Source organism: Jiangella alba, assembly GCF_900106035.1.
Taxonomy (GTDB): domain Bacteria; phylum Actinomycetota; class Actinomycetes; order Jiangellales; family Jiangellaceae; genus Jiangella; species Jiangella alba.
Genome location: NZ_FNUC01000004.1, coordinates 1,650,724 through 1,666,209, shown reverse-complemented (window position 1 = coordinate 1,666,209; position 15,486 = coordinate 1,650,724). Strand labels below are relative to the sequence as shown.

The window sequence follows — 15,486 nt, the reverse complement described above, 5'->3', positions numbered from 1 at the left end:
TGTGTCGGAGGGTCAGGCAGATTATGTCTTGTCATCGGACATTATTAGGTGTTTCATGACCGTAACCCAGAGCTGGCAACTCTCCACGATGAGAGGTTCGCATGAGAGCACGCACCATCGGCCGCGGGGCGGCCACCGTCCTCGCCGGATCGGTCCTGCTCGCCGCGTGCGGCGGTGGCGACGACGACAGCGACTCGGCCGGCGACGCCGACGGAATCACGGTGTGGGTGGTCGAGGACATCGCCGACCGCGTCACCGCCATCGAGGCGATCGTCGACGCCTTCAGCCAGTCCTCCGGCGTCGACGTCGAGCTGGTGTCGGTGGCCGAGAACGACTTCGACCAACTGGTCACGTCGTCGGCCGCGGCCGGCGACCTGCCCGACGTCATCGGCGCGACGTCGCTGGCCGGTGTGCAGTCGATGGCCGTCAACGAACTGCTGGACACCGAGACGCCGGCGAGCATCGTCGACGACCTCGGCGAGGACACCTTCGCGCAGGCCGCGCTCGAGCTGACCCGCGACGGCGACGCCCAGCTCGCGGTCCCGAGCGACGGCTGGCCGCAGCTCATGGTCTACCGCAAGGACCTGTTCGACGCGGCCGGGCTGGAGCCGCCGACGACGTTCGACGCCATCACGACGGCCGCCGAGACCCTGGACGGCGACGCCGTCGCCGGTATCGCCGCGCCGACCATCCCCGGCGACGCGTTCACCCAGCAGAGCTTCGAGTACTTCGCGCTGGGCAACGGCTGCGAGCTGGTCGACGACGAGGGCACGGTGACGCTGGACTCGCCGGAGTGCGCCGAGACGTTCGACTTCTACGCGAACCTCGTGCGCGACTACTCCGTGGCCGGCAACCAGGACGTCGACACCACCCGGGCCACCTACTTCGCCGGCCAGGCCGCCATGGTCGTGTGGTCGTCGTTCATCCTCGACGAGCTGGCCGGGCTGCGCAACGACGCCCTGCCGACCTGCCCCGAGTGCCGGGCCGACCCCACGTTCCTCGCGCAGAACAGCGGCGTCGTCACGGCGGTCCAGGGACCCAGCGGAGACGAGCCGGCGTCGTACGGCGAGATCACGTCGTGGGTGCTGACCGCCGACGCCGCGACCGACCCGGCCTCGGAGTTCGTCAGGTACGTCATGTCCGACGGCTACGTCGACTGGCTCGCCGTCGCGCCGGAGGGCCGCATCCCGACCCGTCAGGGCACGGCCGACGACCCGGAGGAGTACGTCACGGCGTGGGAGGGCCTCGACGCCGGCGTCGACACGCTGGCGCCGCTCGGCGACTTCTACGACGCCGAGACGCTGGAGACGGTGCGCACCAGCGCCGAGACCATCCAGCGGTGGGGGTTCGAGCAGGGCCAGGGCCAGCTGGTCGGCGCCACGCTCGGCGAGCTGCCCGTCGCGGCCGCGCTGAACGAGCTGGTCAGCGGCAGCGGCACCGGTGAGGAGGCCGCCCAGCAGGCGCAGGACGCCGTCGCCGAGATCCAGCAGAGCCTGGAGTGACGACGGTGCCGCGCACCGACACGCTGGCCCGCCAGGAGTCCCGGCTCGCGTTCCGGCTCATCTCGCCGACGCTGCTCATCGTGGTCGTCGTCGTGGTGCTGCCGGTGCTCTGGACGATCTCGCTGGCGTTCCAGGACGTCCGGCTGATCAACCTGCGCGACGCCGGGTTCTTCGGCGAGTACAGCCTGGACAACTTCGCGACAGTGTTCGGGTCGTCCGGGTTCTGGTCGTCGCTGTGGACGACGGTCGTGTACACCGTCGGTGCGACGCTCGGCTCGATCGCCATCGGGCTGGTCGCCGCGTTGGCCCTGCGCAAGCCGTTCCGCGGCCGCGGCGTGCTGCGCGCGGCGATGCTGCTGCCGTACGTCGCGCCCGTCGTCGCCGTGACGTTCGTGTGGTCGGTCGCGCTGAACCCGCAGTTCGGCATCGTCAACGCCTGGGGCACCCGGTTCCTGGGCTGGGACGAGCCGGTGCCGTTCCTGTCGCAGCGCGACTACACGGTCGGGCTGTTCGGGGTGGACGTGACGGTGCCGCTGGCGCTGCTGACGGTCATCGCGTTCGAGGCGTGGCGGTACTTCCCGTTCGCGTTCCTGTTCCTCATCGCCCGGCTGCAGGCGCTGCCCGGCGAGCTGGACGAGGCCGCCATGGTGGACGGGACGTCGATCTGGCAGCGGTTCCGCCACATCACGCTGCCGCAGCTGATGCCGGTGATCGCGCTGCTGACGATCCTGCGGTTCATCTTCACGTTCAACAAGTTCGACGACGTGTACCTGCTGACCGGCGGCGGCGCCGGCACCGACGTGGTGTCGATCCGGGTGTACGAGTTCCTGACCGCCCGCACCGACATCGGCGCCGCGGCCGCCCAGTCGCTGGTGCTGGCCGGCGTGCTGGTCGTCTTCATCGCCGTCTACCTGCGGACGGCCGCGGCCCGAGGGGAGACGTCGTGAGCGTGGACACCGTGACGACCGCACCGCCCACCGCGCCGGACCGCCCGTCGTCGCGCCGGCGCCGTCCCCGCAGCCGCGAGGAGCGGGTCTGGGGCACGTTGCGGGTGGTCACGATCGTCGGGCTGGCGCTGGTGACGATCGTGCCGTTCCTCTACATGCTGGTGCTGTCCGTGCGCCCGATCGCCGAGGTGCTGCTGGAGCCCGGCCGGCTGTGGGTGTCGCCGTCGGAGGTCACCGCCGACACCTACCGCGAGGTGCTGACGTCCGTCGACGACGGCGGCCAGGGGTTCCTGCGGTACATGGGCAACAGCGCGCTGGTGGCCACCGTGACCGTGGTGGTGACGCTGGTGGCGTCGATCCTCGGCGCCTACGCGGTGAGCCGGCTGGCCTTCCGCGGCCGCGGCGCGTCGGGCTTCCTGTTCCTCATCGTGTACCTGTTCCCGCCGATCCTGCTGGCGATCCCGCTGTTCGTGCTGTTCTCGCAGCTCAGTCTCCGCGGCAACCTACTGGCGCTGGCGATCGTCTACGTGGCGCAGACTGTGCCCGTGGCGATCTACATGCTGCGCAACTACTTCTCGACCATCCCGGTGTCGCTGGAGGAGGCGGCGCTGATCGACGGGTGCACGCGCTTCGGCGTCATCCGGCGCATCAGCCTGCCGCTGTCGATGCCGTCGCTGATCGCGACCGGGCTGTACGTGTTCATGATCGCGTGGAACGAGTTCCTGTTCGCGCTGCTGTTCCTGGTCGAGCGGCGCGACAACTGGACGGTCAGCCTCGGGCTGTCGCGGCTGTCCGGGTCGATCGAGGTGCCGACGACGGTGCTGATGGCCGGCTCGGTGGTGCTCACGCTGCCGATCATCGCGTTGTTCTTCCTGGCCGAGCGGATGCTCGTCGAGGGCCTCACCAGCGGCGCGGAGAAGGGATGACGGGCACGACGGCAGGGCAGATCCTGCAGCTGGTCCGCTCCGGCGAGGTGAGCACCCGCCGCGAGCTGCTGGAGCAGACCGGGCTGTCCCGGTCGACGCTGACCCAGCGGCTGGCCATGCTGACGGCGGCGGGCTACCTGAGCGAGGCGGCCGCGCAGCACTCCGGCGTCGCCGGGCGGCCGGCGAAGGGCCTGTCGTTCGTCGACACCGACAAGTACGTGCTGACCGCCGACCTCGGTGCGACGCACGCGCGGCTGGCGCTGCAGGACGTCGCCGGGGCGATCCTGGCCGAGAGCACCAGCCGCATCCGCATCCAGGACGGCCCGGACCCGGTACTGACGGCGGTGCTGGAAGGGTTCGCGGCGCTGCTCGCGTCGGCCGGTCCGGCGGCCCGCGACGGCCTGTGCGGCATCGGCATCGGCGTGCCCGGGCCGGTGAACGTCGCGACGAAGCGGCTGCAGCAGCCGCCGATCATGCCCGGCTGGGACGACCACCCGGTGACGACGGTGTTCGAGGAGCGGTTCGGGGTGCCCGCCCTGATCGACAACGACGCCAACCTCATGGGGCTCGGTGAGGCCCGGCGCTACCACCCGGACGTGCCGAGCCTGCTCTACGTCAAGGTCGGGACGGGTATCGGCGCCGGGCTGATCATCGGCGGACGGCCGGAGCGCGGCATCGCGGGCGGCGCAGGCGACATCGGCCACATCCGCATCGCCCACCCGGTCGCCGGTGCGGTCTGCGCGTGCGGCGCCAACGGCTGCCTGGCCGCGCACGCGAGCGGCGGCGCGCTGGTCCGGCAGCTCGCCGACCGCGGCATCGCGGCCGAGACCCCCACCGACGTCGCCCGCCTGGTGCAGGCCGGCAACGCCGACGCGATCGCGCTGGTGCGCACCGCCGGCCAGCTGGTCGGCGAGGTGCTGGCGACGGCGGTGGCGCTGCTCAACCCGGGCGTGCTGGTGATCGGCGGGTCGATGGCGCTGACCCACGAGCACTTCCTCATCGGCGTGCGCGAGTCGCTGTACGAGCGGACGGTGCCGCTGGCCACCCGCGACCTCACCATCACGGCGTCGGCCCTGCAGGACCGCGCCGCCATCGAAGGCGCCCGCATCATGGTCGTCGACCACGTCTTCTCCGCCGCCGCCGTCGACGCCCGCCTCGGCGCCGCATGACCATCACGGGATCCGGTGCCCAGCTGACGCTGACGACCTGCTGGCCGCGGTGCTGGACGCGTTTGCAATGAGCACCGATACGCACCACCCCGCCGGTGGTGCGTATGGGTGCTCATTGCAAAGCGTCCGGCGGGTTCAGTCGAGCATCAGCGGATGGACCTCGAACACCGACGCGTACCCGACGCCCAGAGGGCGCGCACACGGATCAGGCCGGTGACCGTGCCCATCCCGGGTCAGCCCAGCGGCGGCAGCTCCGCGTGGACGGCGGCGCGGGCGGCCTTCGCGTCGGGCGCGGACAGCGCCAGCTCGGCCAGCCGCACGCACTCGGCGCGCGTGACGGAGAGCAGCGTGGCCGCGACGTCGGGGATGGCGCGCGCCGTCATCGACAGGCTGGTCACGCCGAGGCCGGTCAGCACGACGGCGAGGGCTGGGTCGGCCGCGGCCTCGCCGCAGACGCCGACCGGACGCTCCGCCTGCAGGCCCGCCTCGGCCGTCAGGTGCACCAGCCGCAGCACGGCCGGCTGCCACCCGTCGCTCAGCTCGGCCAGGTCGCCGAGCAGGCGGTCGGCCGCCATCGTGTACTGGGTGAGGTCGTTGGTGCCGAGGCTGGCGAACGCCACCTTCGCCATCAGGTGGTCGGGGGTCAGCGCGAGCGCCGGCACCTCGACCATGACCCCGGCGGTCGCGAGGCCGAACGTGGCGGCGCGGGCGACGAAGTCGGCGGCCTCGGCGGGCGTGGAGATCATCGGCGCCATCACCCACACCTCGGCGCCGGACGCCTCACCCGCCCGCGCGATGGCCTCGAGCTGGTGGTCGAGCACCTCCGGATGCCGCCACGCGGTGCGATAGCCGCGCACGCCCAGCGCCGGGTTCGCCTCGGACGCGTCGGTGAGGAACGGCAGCGGCTTGTCCGCGCCCGCGTCGAGCGTCCGGACCACTACCTTCTTGCCGGCGAACGGCGCCAGCACGGCCGTGTACTGCGCGACCTGCTCGTCGACGGACGGCTCCTCGGCGCGGTCGAGGAAGCAGAACTCGGTGCGGAACAGCCCGACGCCCTCGGCGCCGGCCTCAGCGGCGGCCGCGGCGCCCTTCGGGTCGCCGACATTGGCCAGCAGCTGCACGCGGTGGCCGTCGGACGTGCGGCCGGTGCCGTCGAACGTCAGCACCCGGGCGGCCGCGGCCCGGACCTGCGCGACGACGTCGTCCGGCGGGTCCGGCTGGATCGTCCCGGCGCCGCCGTCGACCAGCACGACGGTGTCCTCGGCGACGTCCAGGATCCCGGCCGCGGCGACGACGGCGGGCAGGCCGAGCGCCCGGGCCAGGATCGCCGTGTGCGACGTCGGCCCGCCGCCCTCGGTCACCAGCGCCAGGCAGGTCGCCGGGTCCAGCGTCGCTGTGTCGGCCGGGGCGAGATCGTGCGCCACCAGGACGAACGGCTCGGCCCGCTCGGGCACCCCAGGCGCCGGCCGGCCGTCGAGCACGGCGACGATGCGGTCGCGGACGTCGGCGACGTCGCGGGCCCGCTCGGCCATGTACCCGCCCAGCGACTCGAGCATCGCCTGCACCTCGGCCGCCGCGTCCCACACCGCGCGGGGCGCCGACGTGCCGTCGGACAGCTTCTTCTGTGCGGCCGTGACCAGCGTCGGGTCGGCCGCCATCAGCGCCGTCGCCTCCAGCACCGCGACGCCGTCGCCGTGTGCAGCCGCCGCCCGCCGCTCGAGGTCGGCGCGGACCTGCTCGGCCGCCGCGGCGATGCGGGCGCCCTCGGCCGCGACGTCGGCGCCGTCGGGCAACGTCGCGCCGGCCGGCGGCTCGCCCACCGGGTCCGGCATCCGGACCACCGGTCCTGCCGCTCGTCCGGAACTGACACCCACACCGCTGATCACTGCCACCGCTCCTCCTTGCGTGTCCTCACACGATCATCGGCACTTTCCGGCCCGCGTGGGCCGGAAAGTGCCGATGATCACCGTGGTGCTGGTTACTTCGGCTCGCCGTTCGACGACGGCCCCGCCGGCGGTTCGGGTGCCGGGGGCACACCCGGCGACGGACCGTCCGGTGATGCCCCGAGATCCGCCGTGGCGGGAGCGGGCGCCGGCGCGCCGGCCGGAACCTTCTCCTCCTCCTCGACGAGCGCCGCGGCCTCTTCGCCGAGCGAGGCCTCGACCGCCGCCTCGTCGTCCTCGCGGCCCGGCGTGCGCAGGTTCCACTTGGTGATGACCCAGCGGAACAGGAAGTAGTAGACCACCGCGTAGCCCAGGCCGATCACGATCAACAACAGCGGTTTCTCCGCGATGCGGAAGTTGATCGCGTAGTCGATGAAGCCGGCCGAGAAACCGAACCCGTCGCGGATGTCCAGCGCGTTGGTGAGCGCCAACGCCGTGCCCGTCAGGATCGCGTGGATGAAGTACAGCGGGAACGCGACGAACAGGAACGAGAACTCCAGCGGCTCGGTGACGCCGGTGAGGAACGAGGTCAGCGCGGCGCCGAGCATGATGCCGCCGACGATCTTCTTCTGCGCGGGCTTGGCGGTCTGCCAGATGGCCAGCGCGGCGGCCGGGAGAGCGAACATCATGATCGGGAAGAAGCCGGTCATGAACGCGCCCGCGGTCGGGTCGCCGTTGAGGAAGCGCAGGATGTCGCCCTGGACCGCCTCACCACCCGGCGGGGTGTACTCGCCCAGCTGGAACCACGGGAACGAGTTGAGGATGTGGTGCAGGCCGAGCGGGATCAGCAGCCGGTTGAAGAACCCGTACAGCCCGCCGCCGAGCACGTCGTTCTCGGTGACCCACTCGCCGAGGTTCGTCAGCCCGTCGTTGAACGGCTTGTAGAGGAAGCTCATGCCGACGGCGATGAAGATCGCCACCAGGGCGGTGATGATCGGCACGAACCGGCGGCCGCCGAAGAAGGCCAGGTACGGCGGGAGCTTGATGCGGTAGAACCGCTGCCACAGCAGCGCCGCGGTGAGACCCATGATGATGCCGCCGAGCACGCCGAAGTTGATCAGTTCCTGGGTCTCGCCCTCGGCCGCCCGGTCGAGAACGTGCGGCGACATCGCGTCGGTCACGCTCTTGTAGACCAGGTAGCCGACCACGGCGGCCAGCGCCGTCGAGCCGTCGGCCTTGCGGGCGAAGCCGATCGCGACGCCGAGCGCGAAGATCAGCGGCAGGTTGTTGAAGATGCCCGCTCCGGCCGCCCCCACGACCTCGGACACCGGCTGCAGCCAGTGCAGCCCGTCGTACTGCGCCAGACCGGCGGGCAGGCCCTCCGGCACCGTACCGGGCTCGCCACCGAGCATGTCGTTCGAACCGAGGCGCAGCAGCAGGGCCGCGGCCGGCAGGACGGCGATCGGCAGCATGAGGCTGCGGCCGATGCGCTGCAGCACCGCGAGGCCGGGGAAGCCGCGCTTCCCGGTCGCGGTGGCGGTCACCGCGCTCATCCCGTCGCTCCTCTCGCCGTCATGCGGATGTGAGGGTTCACGTGCGTTCTCCTCTACAGGTGGTGTCCAGGCCCGGCGCCTGCCGAGCCCGTGGTGGGGGTGCGTTCCAGCGTCATGTGCACCTGGTACCGGTCGGCGCGGTACCACGAGGTGACGTGCTCCATCGGCCGTCCGGCGGCGTAGGACGTCTTGCGGAACACCAGCAGCGGCGCGGCCGGCGGCACGCGCAGCAGCCGGGCCCGCAGCGGGTCGGCGCCCTCCGCCCACACCGTCTGGGCGGCGGAGTCGAGGACGCGGCCGTAGTCGTGGGCCAGGATCGAGTAGACGGAACTGGTGAGGTCGCGCTCGAGCAGCCCTGGCAGCGGCGCGGCCGGCAGCCAGGACACCTCGTGCGCCATCGGTGCGCCGTCGGCCGAGCGCAGCCGCTCGATCCGGTAGGCGCGGTCGGTGACGTCCAGGCCGAGCGCGGCGCGGGCCGGCGGCGGCGCCGCGGTCTCGTCGGCGCCCAGCACCACCGTCGACGGCTTGTGGCCGCGGCGGCGCATGTCCTCGGTGAACGAGGACAGGTGCATCTGCGACTCGATGCTGGCCGCCGCGACGAACGTGCCCTTGCCGCGGACGCGATAGAGGCGGCCCTCGGCAACGAGGCGCCCGACCGCCTCGCGTACTGTGGCACGGCTGACCTTGAAGCGGGCCACCAGCTCGCGTTCGGACGGCACCGGCGCGTCGGGCACCAGCTCGCCCTCGATCATCGCGAGCAGGATCTCCCTCAGTTGCCGGTGTTTGGGCACCGGTCCGTCGACCACGTTCACGGAGACCCTCTTTCCCGACATCTCGGTCAGTGGTAGGAACTGGTCTAGATGACTTGACCAGTGGCCCATACAATGTGGCTGCACCTCGAACTTGTCAAGGGGTGTGTGCCGAATCGACCGGCTGGCCGGATGCCCGGACGGCCCCGACCCGATGCGAGTCCTGTGCTGTCCTTGCGCCGATCGACGCTCAAGTACCTGCAGGTGCGCGACTACCTGCGGAGTCTCGTCATCAGTGAGCTGCGTCCGGGCGACCCCGTCCCGTCGGAGCGCATGCTGTGCGAGCGCTTCGCCGTGTCCCGCATGACGGTGCGCCAGGCCGTCGACGCGCTGGTCGTCGAGGGCGTGCTGGAACGCGTCCAGGGCCGCGGCACGTTCGTCGCGCCACCCAAGGTCGACCTGCAGGTCCGGCTGGCGTCGTTCACCGAGGAGATGACCCGCCGCGGCATGACCGCCGGCGTCAAGGTGCTCGCGTCCGAGCTGGTGCGGGCCGAGCCCGACATCGCCGAGGCGCTCAAGGTCGCGCCCGGCGAGCAGCTGGTCCACCTGCACCGGCTGCGCTACGCCGACGACGAGCCGATGGCCGTCGAGCACACCTGGCTGCCCGCCGACCGGCTGCCCGGCTTCCTCGAGGACGGCACCCCTGACAGCGTGTACGTCGAACTGGACTCCCGCGGGCTGATCCCCGACTGGGGCGAGGACACCATCGACGCCGGCGAGGCCGACCACGAGGAGGCCAAGCTGCTGATGATCAAGCCTGGCAAGCCGGTGCTGCGCATCTCGCGGCGCGCGTTCACCGGCGACTCCGCCATCGAGTACAGCCGGTCCGCGTTCCGGTCCGACCGCTACACCCTGTGGGTGCCGGTCGCCCGGCCGCACCCGGCGGTGGTGCCGCGCAAACGCACCGAGGAGCCCGACGCCGCCGCTCCCGGCGCCACCACCTGAACCCGTCCCACGTCATCGACCCACCGACAGGAGAGACCGCCTCGTGACCCACACGATCATGGCCCGTGAGATCGCCGAGCAGCCGGAGGCGCTGGCCCGTACCTTCGAGTCGCTGCTGCCGCTGCGTGCGGAGCTGAAGGCGCTGGCCGCGGACCGCCGCGTGGTGCTGTTCGTCGCCCGCGGGTCGTCGGACAACGCCGCGATCTACGGCCGGTACCTGCTCGAGGTGCACGCCGGCGTCCCGGGCGGGCTGGCCGCGCCGAGTGTCGCCACGCACTACCACTCCGACCTCGACCTGTCCGAGGCGCTGGTCGTGTCGGTGTCGCAGTCCGGTGAGACCGAGGAGATCGTCGAGACCCAGGCGTGGGCCGCCGCGCACGGCGCCCGCACCATCGCCGTCACCAACGATGGCGGCAGCGCACTGGCCGGGGCCGCCGACCTCGCGCTGGTGACCCGCGCCGGCGCCGAGAAGGCCGTGCCCGCGACGAAGTCGTACCTCACCCAGCTGGCCGCGATGGTCGTGCTGGCCGACGCGCTCGCCGCGAAGCCGGGCACGCTCGACCCCGACCTCGACCGCGTGCCCGAGGAGGTGCAGCGGCTGATCGAGCGGCGCGAGGGCGTCGACGAGGCGGCCGAGCGGCTCGCGTCCACGCCCGAGACGCTGGTCAGCGGCCGCGGCATCACGTTCGGCACGGCGCTCGAGGCGGCGCTGAAGCTGGAGGAGACCTGCCTGCGGCCGGTGCGCGGGCTGTCCTACGCCGACCTGCGGCACGGCCCGATCGCCGTCGTCGACGCCGAGCACGTCGCGCTGCTGGTGTCGGCGGCCGACGGGCCGATGGTGGCCGGTATGACGGAGCTGGCGCACGACCTGCGCCGCCGCGGCGCCGCCGCCACCATCGGCATCGGCGGCGACACCGGGTTCGCCGGCGCCGTCGACGTCTCCGTTCCGGGTCCGGCGCTGCGCGAGCTGGTGGCGCCGCTGGCGCTCGTCGTGCCGGCCCAGTTGACCGTCGAGGCGCTGGCGCGCAGGCTCGGGCTCGACCCGGACGCGCCCCGGGGGCTCTCGAAGGTCACCCAGACCGACCCGGCCGGCAGCTGAGCCGGCCGCGCACACTCGTCAATCGGAGGGGACACATGGACAAGGCCGAGCAGATCCTCAAGGCGCTGGGCGGCGCCGGCAACATCGTCGAGATCGAGCCCTGCGCCACGCGGCTGCGCACCGAGGTGCACGACGCCGCGCTGGTGGACGAGAAGGCGCTCAAGGCGGCCGGCGCGTTCGGCGTCATCTCGGCCGGCCAGGTCGTCCAGGTGGTCGTCGGGCCGGAGGCGGACACCATCGCCACCGACATCGAGGATCTGATGTGACGCAGCTCGACGTGCTTTCGCCGGTGCCCGGGCGGGTGATCGAGCTGGCCGAGGTGCCGGACCCGGTCTTCGCCCAGGCACTGGTCGGCCCCGGGCTGGCGGTCGACCCCGACCGGTCCGGCCCCGTGACGGCGGTCGCGCCGGTGCCGGGGCGGCTGGTCAAGCTGCACCCGCACGCGTTCGTCGTCCAGACCGACGACGGCGCGGGCGTGCTCACCCACCTCGGCATCGACACCGTCCAGCTGGGCGGCGAGGGCTTCCAACTGCACGTCGCCGAGGGCGACGTCGTGGCCGCCGGCGCCGCCGTCGTCACCTGGGACCCGGCCGCCGTCGAGGCGAGCGGCCGGTCGCCGGTGGTGCCGGTCATCGCGCTCGAGGCGACCCCCGGCCAGCTCGGCGAGCTGCGGGCCGCGGGCCCGGCCGAGGCGGGCGACGTCCTGTTCACGTGGGCGCGGTGAGCGCCGGGCTCGACGCGGCGCTCACCGGCCGGCGGGCCGCGCTGCTGGACCTCGACGGCACCCTGGTCGACAGCGAGCCGGCCAACCAGGCCGCCTACCGGTCGTACTTCGCCGCCCGCGGCTGGGACGTCGGGCCGGACGTGCTGCGCGCGTTCGCCGGCCGCCGCGGCGCCGAGGTGTTCGCGCAGCTCGCCGGACCGTGGTCGGGCGAGGACGCCGCCGCGTTGGTCGCCGATGTCGTGGCGCGGGTGGACCTCCAGGCGCACCCGCCGCGGCCGGTGCCGGGCGCGGCCGAGCTGATCCGCCGGCTGCACGCGGCCGGCGTCGCCGTCGCGCTGGTGACGTCGGCCGGGCTGGAGTGGGCGGAGCGCGCCGTCGGCGACATCCTCGGCGTCCGCGACCTCTTCGCCGCGTTCGTCACCGCCGAGACGACGTCCGCGGGCAAGCCCGACCCCGCGCCCTACCTCGCCGGCGCCGCCGCCCTCGGCGTCGACCCCGTCGACGCCGTCGCGTTGGAGGACACCGTTCCCGGCCTGCGCTCGGCCCTCGCCGCCGGCGTCGGTCTCGTCATCGGTGTCGCCACCGGCGCCCCGCCCGCCCTCCTCCTCGACGGCGGCGCGGAGCGGGTCGTCTCCGGACCGGCGGAGCTGCTGCGGTCCTGACCACGCGGTTTGGCCGGCGTCCGGACGGGTACCTGTGGGGACAGACTCCGGAGGAGGTCGGGAGCCATGTTGATCGTGCTCGCACTGCTCTTGTTCGCGGTCGCCGGCGCCGCCGTGTACGTCGTCGCGGCCGACGGCACCGGTGACGTGCTGCTTGACTCGTTCGGCCTGAACACCGACGTCCCCGTCTGGGGCGTGTTCGTCGCCGGCGCCGTGACGATGCTCGTGGTGCTCGCCGGCCTGGTCGTGCTCACCGCCGGGCTGCGTGCCGCCCGGGCGCGGCGGACGGAGATCCGCTACCTGCGCCAGAAGGTGGCGCACCAGGATCTGGCCGAGGACCGCGCTGCCGCCGCCGACCGTTCTGCTGTGGGCGGCCGCTCTGCTGTCGCTGACCGCTCTGTGGTCGCCGACCGCCCGGCGACGACGATGCCCGCGGGCGCTGCCGACACGAGTGGCGTGGGCCGGGACGGCACCCCCGACGCTCCGGCCGGCGAGGACGGCCGACCCAGCCGGCTGAGCCGCTGGCGCCGTCGCCGCACCGACGACAGCAACACCGACACCGGCAAATCGACGTCGAGTGTCAGTGCCCGCCCGTAGGGTGGGACTCCCTCCCAGCCGGGCGGGCCATGCACCCGGCGCGAACGGCGGCTGACGCCGGCCGGCGCACCCGAGCGGCGCACCCAGGCCAGCGCCCAGCCAGCCAGCGCACCCAGGGCCGGCACGCACCTGGGTCCGCGCGTACCCGAACCGGCACACCCGGACCAGCGTGCCCAAGTCGACACACACCCCGGACTGGCGCGCCCAAGTCGGCACATACCCCGGACTGGCGTGCCCAAGTCGGCACACACCCGGACCAGCACGCACCCGGCCGGCGCACCCGAGCGACCGGACCGAGCCAGCGCACCGGGAGCGAGGACGGGCACGGGAGTCCCCACCGGCCGGCCCACCCGCTAGGATCCGACGACCATCGGCCGCCGGCAATGGCGCCGGCGGCCGATGACCACGGCCGCCCACGACGGCCGATCATCCTGAGCGACCGTCCCGGCCGATCACCACGGGCGACCACCACCGCCGCTGACCACAGGCGACCAGCCGGGCCGATGACCACGGCCGATGGACCTCGAGGGACCCCGCCCGGCCGACGACCGCGGCGGCCACCACGGCCAGTCAACGGGCGACCAACCAGGCCGACGACCACGGCCGATGGACCTCGAGGGATCCCGCCCGGCCGACGACCGCGGCGGCCACCACAGCCAGTCGCCGCAGCCGACCAGCCCGGCCGATCGCCACGTGCGACCACAACAGCCGATGGGCCGCGCGCCCGATCACCACGCGACCGCCACCCCCGGACGGCCAGCGGGCCGATGACCCTGGCTAGGGACGAGGCGCCGGCTGCAGCCCGCCGGGCAGGTCGTAGCCGTCGTCCCAGGGGAAGCGTCCGGCGGAGTCGTCCCAGATGAGCTGGAGGGCAGGCACCGGGTCGGCCGGGCCGCGGTGGTAGTAGCGCTGCGCCGACCCCAGCACCGGCGGCTCCTCACCGTCGTGGAAGGGGAAGAGCTGCAGGCGGTGCGACCAGCCGGTGAGGCGCATCGGCCGGCCGGGGCCGAACCGTTCACCCTCGCGGACGCGGTCGCCGAAGTGGTTCAGCACCCAGGCGCTGGCCTGCAGGTCGAGCCCGTACACCAGCAACTCGGGATGGCCGAACCCGTACAACCCGACGGTGTAGGCGAACGGCGGCGCGCCGGCCGCGTACTGGACCGCCCAGCCGTGCCGGCGGACGGTGTCGCGCAGCCACGCGTCCTCCTGGTCCTGCCACTGCTGCAGCTGAAGCGGCGTGCACGCGTCCAACGCCATGATGTCGACCTCCGGGGAGAAAGATTCACAAGAACAGGAGTTCGAACACTAACAGCGGCCACCGACAACGTCGCCCGCAACGGTGGGACGGGAAAGTCGGTCGCCGTGGCATGTCGAGAACGCGGCACCGGCCCCGTCCCCGGGGTACGAACGGCCACGAGGGGCCGCGTCAGGAGAGGACACATCATGCAGCCGAACGAGATCGCCGAGATCCTGAACCGTCCGTACAGCCAGGAACTGCTGGCCCGCGACATCACCCGGCTGGCCTACGTGGCGACAGACGGCACGCCGCGCACGGTGCCGATCGGGTTCACCTGGAACGGCACCGAGATCATCATGTGCACGCCGACGAACGCGCCGAAGCTCGCGTCGCTGCGGGCCAACCCGGCGGTGGCGCTGACCATCGACACCGAGGTGCACCCGCCGAAGATCCTGCTGCTCCGCGGCCGCGCCGAGCTCGACCTCGTCGAGGGCATCCCGGAGGAGTACATGAAGATGAACACCAGCTACGAGATGACGCCCGAGCAGCGGGTCGAGTGGGAGGTCGCGGTCCGCGGGCTCTACGACGCGATGGTGCGCATCGTGGTGACGCCGACGTGGGCGAAGCTGATCGACTTCGAGACCACCCTGCCCACCCCCGTCGAGGAGCTGATCCGGCAGAAGGCCGGGAGCCAGGGCGCCTGAGCCCGGCTCACTCCTCGCCGGCCAGCGAGAGCACCCGCAGCCGCTGGCCGGCGTACCAGGTGGCGCCGACGATGACGACGGCCAGCAGCACCCCGGCCACCGCGAGCCGGACGTCGGAGGAGACGAGGTCGCGGGTGGCGATGGCCTCGGTGAGCGAGAGCGACCACTGCTGCACGCTCAGCGTCCGCGCGCCGGGGACGAACGAGCCGAGCAGGCCCTCCCAGATCAGCGCGTACGCCAGCCCGTACACCACGGCGTGCCGGGTGACGACGGACAGCAGCAGGAAGATCGCGCTGTACGCCACCGACGCGACCAGGGCGGCGGCGCCGAAGCCGAGCGCGATGCGCCCCGCCGTGCCGGACATCACCAGGCCGGCGACGAACGTCGGCACGGCGGCGAACAGCACCGTCGCGCACGCGGCGACGACGAACTTGCTGAGGATGATCCGCGGCCGCGAGATCGGCTTCGACAGCACGTAGACGATGGAGCCGTCGTCGATCTCGGGGCCGATGACGCCGGTGCCGACGATCAGCCCGAACAGCGGCACCAGCGCGGCCACCGAGACGGCGCCGAGGAAGTCGGCGGTGACCTGGTGGTCGACGCCCACGGTGACGCGCAGCAGCACGGCCATGGCGAGCAGCAGCACCGACATCAGCAACAGCAGCCAGGCCCGCCGGCCTCCGAGCAGCGCCCGGTAGGTCAGCCGGACAACGGTCCCGTTCATGTCTG

The 15,486-nt window shown here is 72.8% G+C and carries 16 protein-coding genes; 11 read left to right on the top strand and 5 right to left on the bottom strand.

Going from position 1 to position 15,486, the window contains the following annotated elements; genetic code table 11:
• The first annotated feature begins 101 nt into the window (after positions 1 to 101).
• The 4 genes from BLV02_RS25565 to BLV02_RS25550 all read left to right on the top strand — a co-directional run bounded on the left by BLV02_RS25565 (position 102) and on the right by BLV02_RS25550 (position 4,544).
• The gene (locus tag BLV02_RS25565) at positions 102 to 1,502 is read left to right on the top strand and encodes an ABC transporter substrate-binding protein (protein WP_069109018.1); all 1,401 of its coding nucleotides are present in this window, start codon (positions 102 to 104) and stop codon (positions 1,500 to 1,502) included.
• A gap of 5 nt (positions 1,503 to 1,507) precedes the next feature.
• The gene (locus BLV02_RS25560; RefSeq protein WP_216093944.1) at positions 1,508 to 2,449 is read left to right on the top strand and encodes a carbohydrate ABC transporter permease; all 942 of its coding nucleotides are present in this window, start codon (positions 1,508 to 1,510) and stop codon (positions 2,447 to 2,449) included.
• 98 nt (positions 2,450 to 2,547) lie between these two features.
• Positions 2,548 to 3,375, top strand: a complete 828-nt coding sequence (locus BLV02_RS25555) for a carbohydrate ABC transporter permease (RefSeq protein WP_342762405.1) — start codon at positions 2,548 to 2,550, stop codon at positions 3,373 to 3,375.
• Complete coding sequence (locus tag BLV02_RS25550; protein ID WP_069109020.1) at positions 3,372 to 4,544, top strand: ROK family transcriptional regulator; 1,173 nt, start codon at positions 3,372 to 3,374, stop codon at positions 4,542 to 4,544. Before BLV02_RS25555 ends, BLV02_RS25550 begins: the two co-directional genes overlap by 4 nt.
• 233 nt (positions 4,545 to 4,777) lie before the next feature.
• Here BLV02_RS25550 and ptsP read toward each other — a convergent pair whose 3' ends face one another.
• The 3 genes from ptsP to BLV02_RS25535 all read right to left on the bottom strand — a co-directional run bounded on the left by ptsP (position 4,778) and on the right by BLV02_RS25535 (position 8,813).
• Positions 4,778 to 6,436: a phosphoenolpyruvate--protein phosphotransferase gene (gene ptsP, locus BLV02_RS25545; protein WP_069109021.1), complete on the bottom strand. Its 1,659-nt coding sequence runs from the start codon at positions 6,434 to 6,436 to the stop codon at positions 4,778 to 4,780.
• Between the two features lie 86 nt (positions 6,437 to 6,522).
• Positions 6,523 to 7,980 carry a PTS transporter subunit EIIC gene (locus tag BLV02_RS25540; protein ID WP_069109022.1) on the bottom strand — a complete coding sequence of 486 codons (1,458 nt, stop codon included), beginning with the start codon at positions 7,978 to 7,980 and terminating at the stop codon, positions 6,523 to 6,525.
• 53 nt (positions 7,981 to 8,033) lie between these two features.
• Positions 8,034 to 8,813, bottom strand: a complete 780-nt coding sequence (locus BLV02_RS25535; protein ID WP_069109023.1) for a UTRA domain-containing protein — start codon at positions 8,811 to 8,813, stop codon at positions 8,034 to 8,036.
• A 150-nt stretch (positions 8,814 to 8,963) separates the two neighbouring features.
• On the opposite strand from BLV02_RS25535, the gene BLV02_RS25530 reads away from it, so the two are divergent.
• From BLV02_RS25530 to BLV02_RS25505, 6 genes are all read left to right on the top strand, one after another.
• Entirely contained in the window at positions 8,964 to 9,734 is a 771-nt protein-coding gene (locus BLV02_RS25530; protein WP_216093946.1) for a GntR family transcriptional regulator, read from the top strand.
• A 58-nt stretch (positions 9,735 to 9,792) separates the two neighbouring features.
• Entirely contained in the window at positions 9,793 to 10,833 is a 1,041-nt protein-coding gene (locus BLV02_RS25525) for an SIS domain-containing protein (RefSeq protein ID WP_171906655.1), read from the top strand.
• Between the two features lie 35 nt (positions 10,834 to 10,868).
• Entirely contained in the window at positions 10,869 to 11,099 is a 231-nt protein-coding gene (locus tag BLV02_RS25520) for a PTS sugar transporter subunit IIB (protein WP_053204840.1), read from the top strand.
• Entirely contained in the window at positions 11,096 to 11,557 is a 462-nt protein-coding gene (locus BLV02_RS25515) for a PTS sugar transporter subunit IIA (RefSeq protein WP_216093947.1), read from the top strand. Before BLV02_RS25520 ends, BLV02_RS25515 begins: the two co-directional genes overlap by 4 nt.
• Positions 11,554 to 12,219 (top strand): HAD family hydrolase, encoded by a 666-nt coding sequence (locus BLV02_RS25510; protein ID WP_069109567.1) that lies wholly within the window; start codon positions 11,554 to 11,556, stop codon positions 12,217 to 12,219. Before BLV02_RS25515 ends, BLV02_RS25510 begins: the two co-directional genes overlap by 4 nt.
• Before the next feature lie 66 nt (positions 12,220 to 12,285).
• Positions 12,286 to 12,816 carry a hypothetical protein gene (locus tag BLV02_RS25505; RefSeq protein WP_069109026.1) on the top strand — a complete coding sequence of 177 codons (531 nt, stop codon included), beginning with the start codon at positions 12,286 to 12,288 and terminating at the stop codon, positions 12,814 to 12,816.
• Positions 12,817 to 13,593: 777 nt separating this feature from the next.
• On the opposite strand, the gene BLV02_RS25500 is transcribed toward BLV02_RS25505, so the two are convergent.
• Entirely contained in the window at positions 13,594 to 14,073 is a 480-nt protein-coding gene (locus BLV02_RS25500) for a DUF4262 domain-containing protein (protein WP_069109027.1), read from the bottom strand.
• 186 nt (positions 14,074 to 14,259) lie between these two features.
• On the opposite strand from BLV02_RS25500, the gene BLV02_RS25495 reads away from it, so the two are divergent.
• Positions 14,260 to 14,757 (top strand): pyridoxamine 5'-phosphate oxidase family protein, encoded by a 498-nt coding sequence (locus BLV02_RS25495; protein WP_069109028.1) that lies wholly within the window; start codon positions 14,260 to 14,262, stop codon positions 14,755 to 14,757.
• Between the two features lie 7 nt (positions 14,758 to 14,764).
• Here the strand turns inward: BLV02_RS25495 and BLV02_RS25490 are convergent, their stop codons facing one another.
• Positions 14,765 to 15,481 carry an ABC transporter permease subunit gene (locus BLV02_RS25490; protein WP_069109029.1) on the bottom strand — a complete coding sequence of 239 codons (717 nt, stop codon included), beginning with the start codon at positions 15,479 to 15,481 and terminating at the stop codon, positions 14,765 to 14,767.
• Positions 15,482 to 15,486 lie beyond the last annotated feature (5 nt).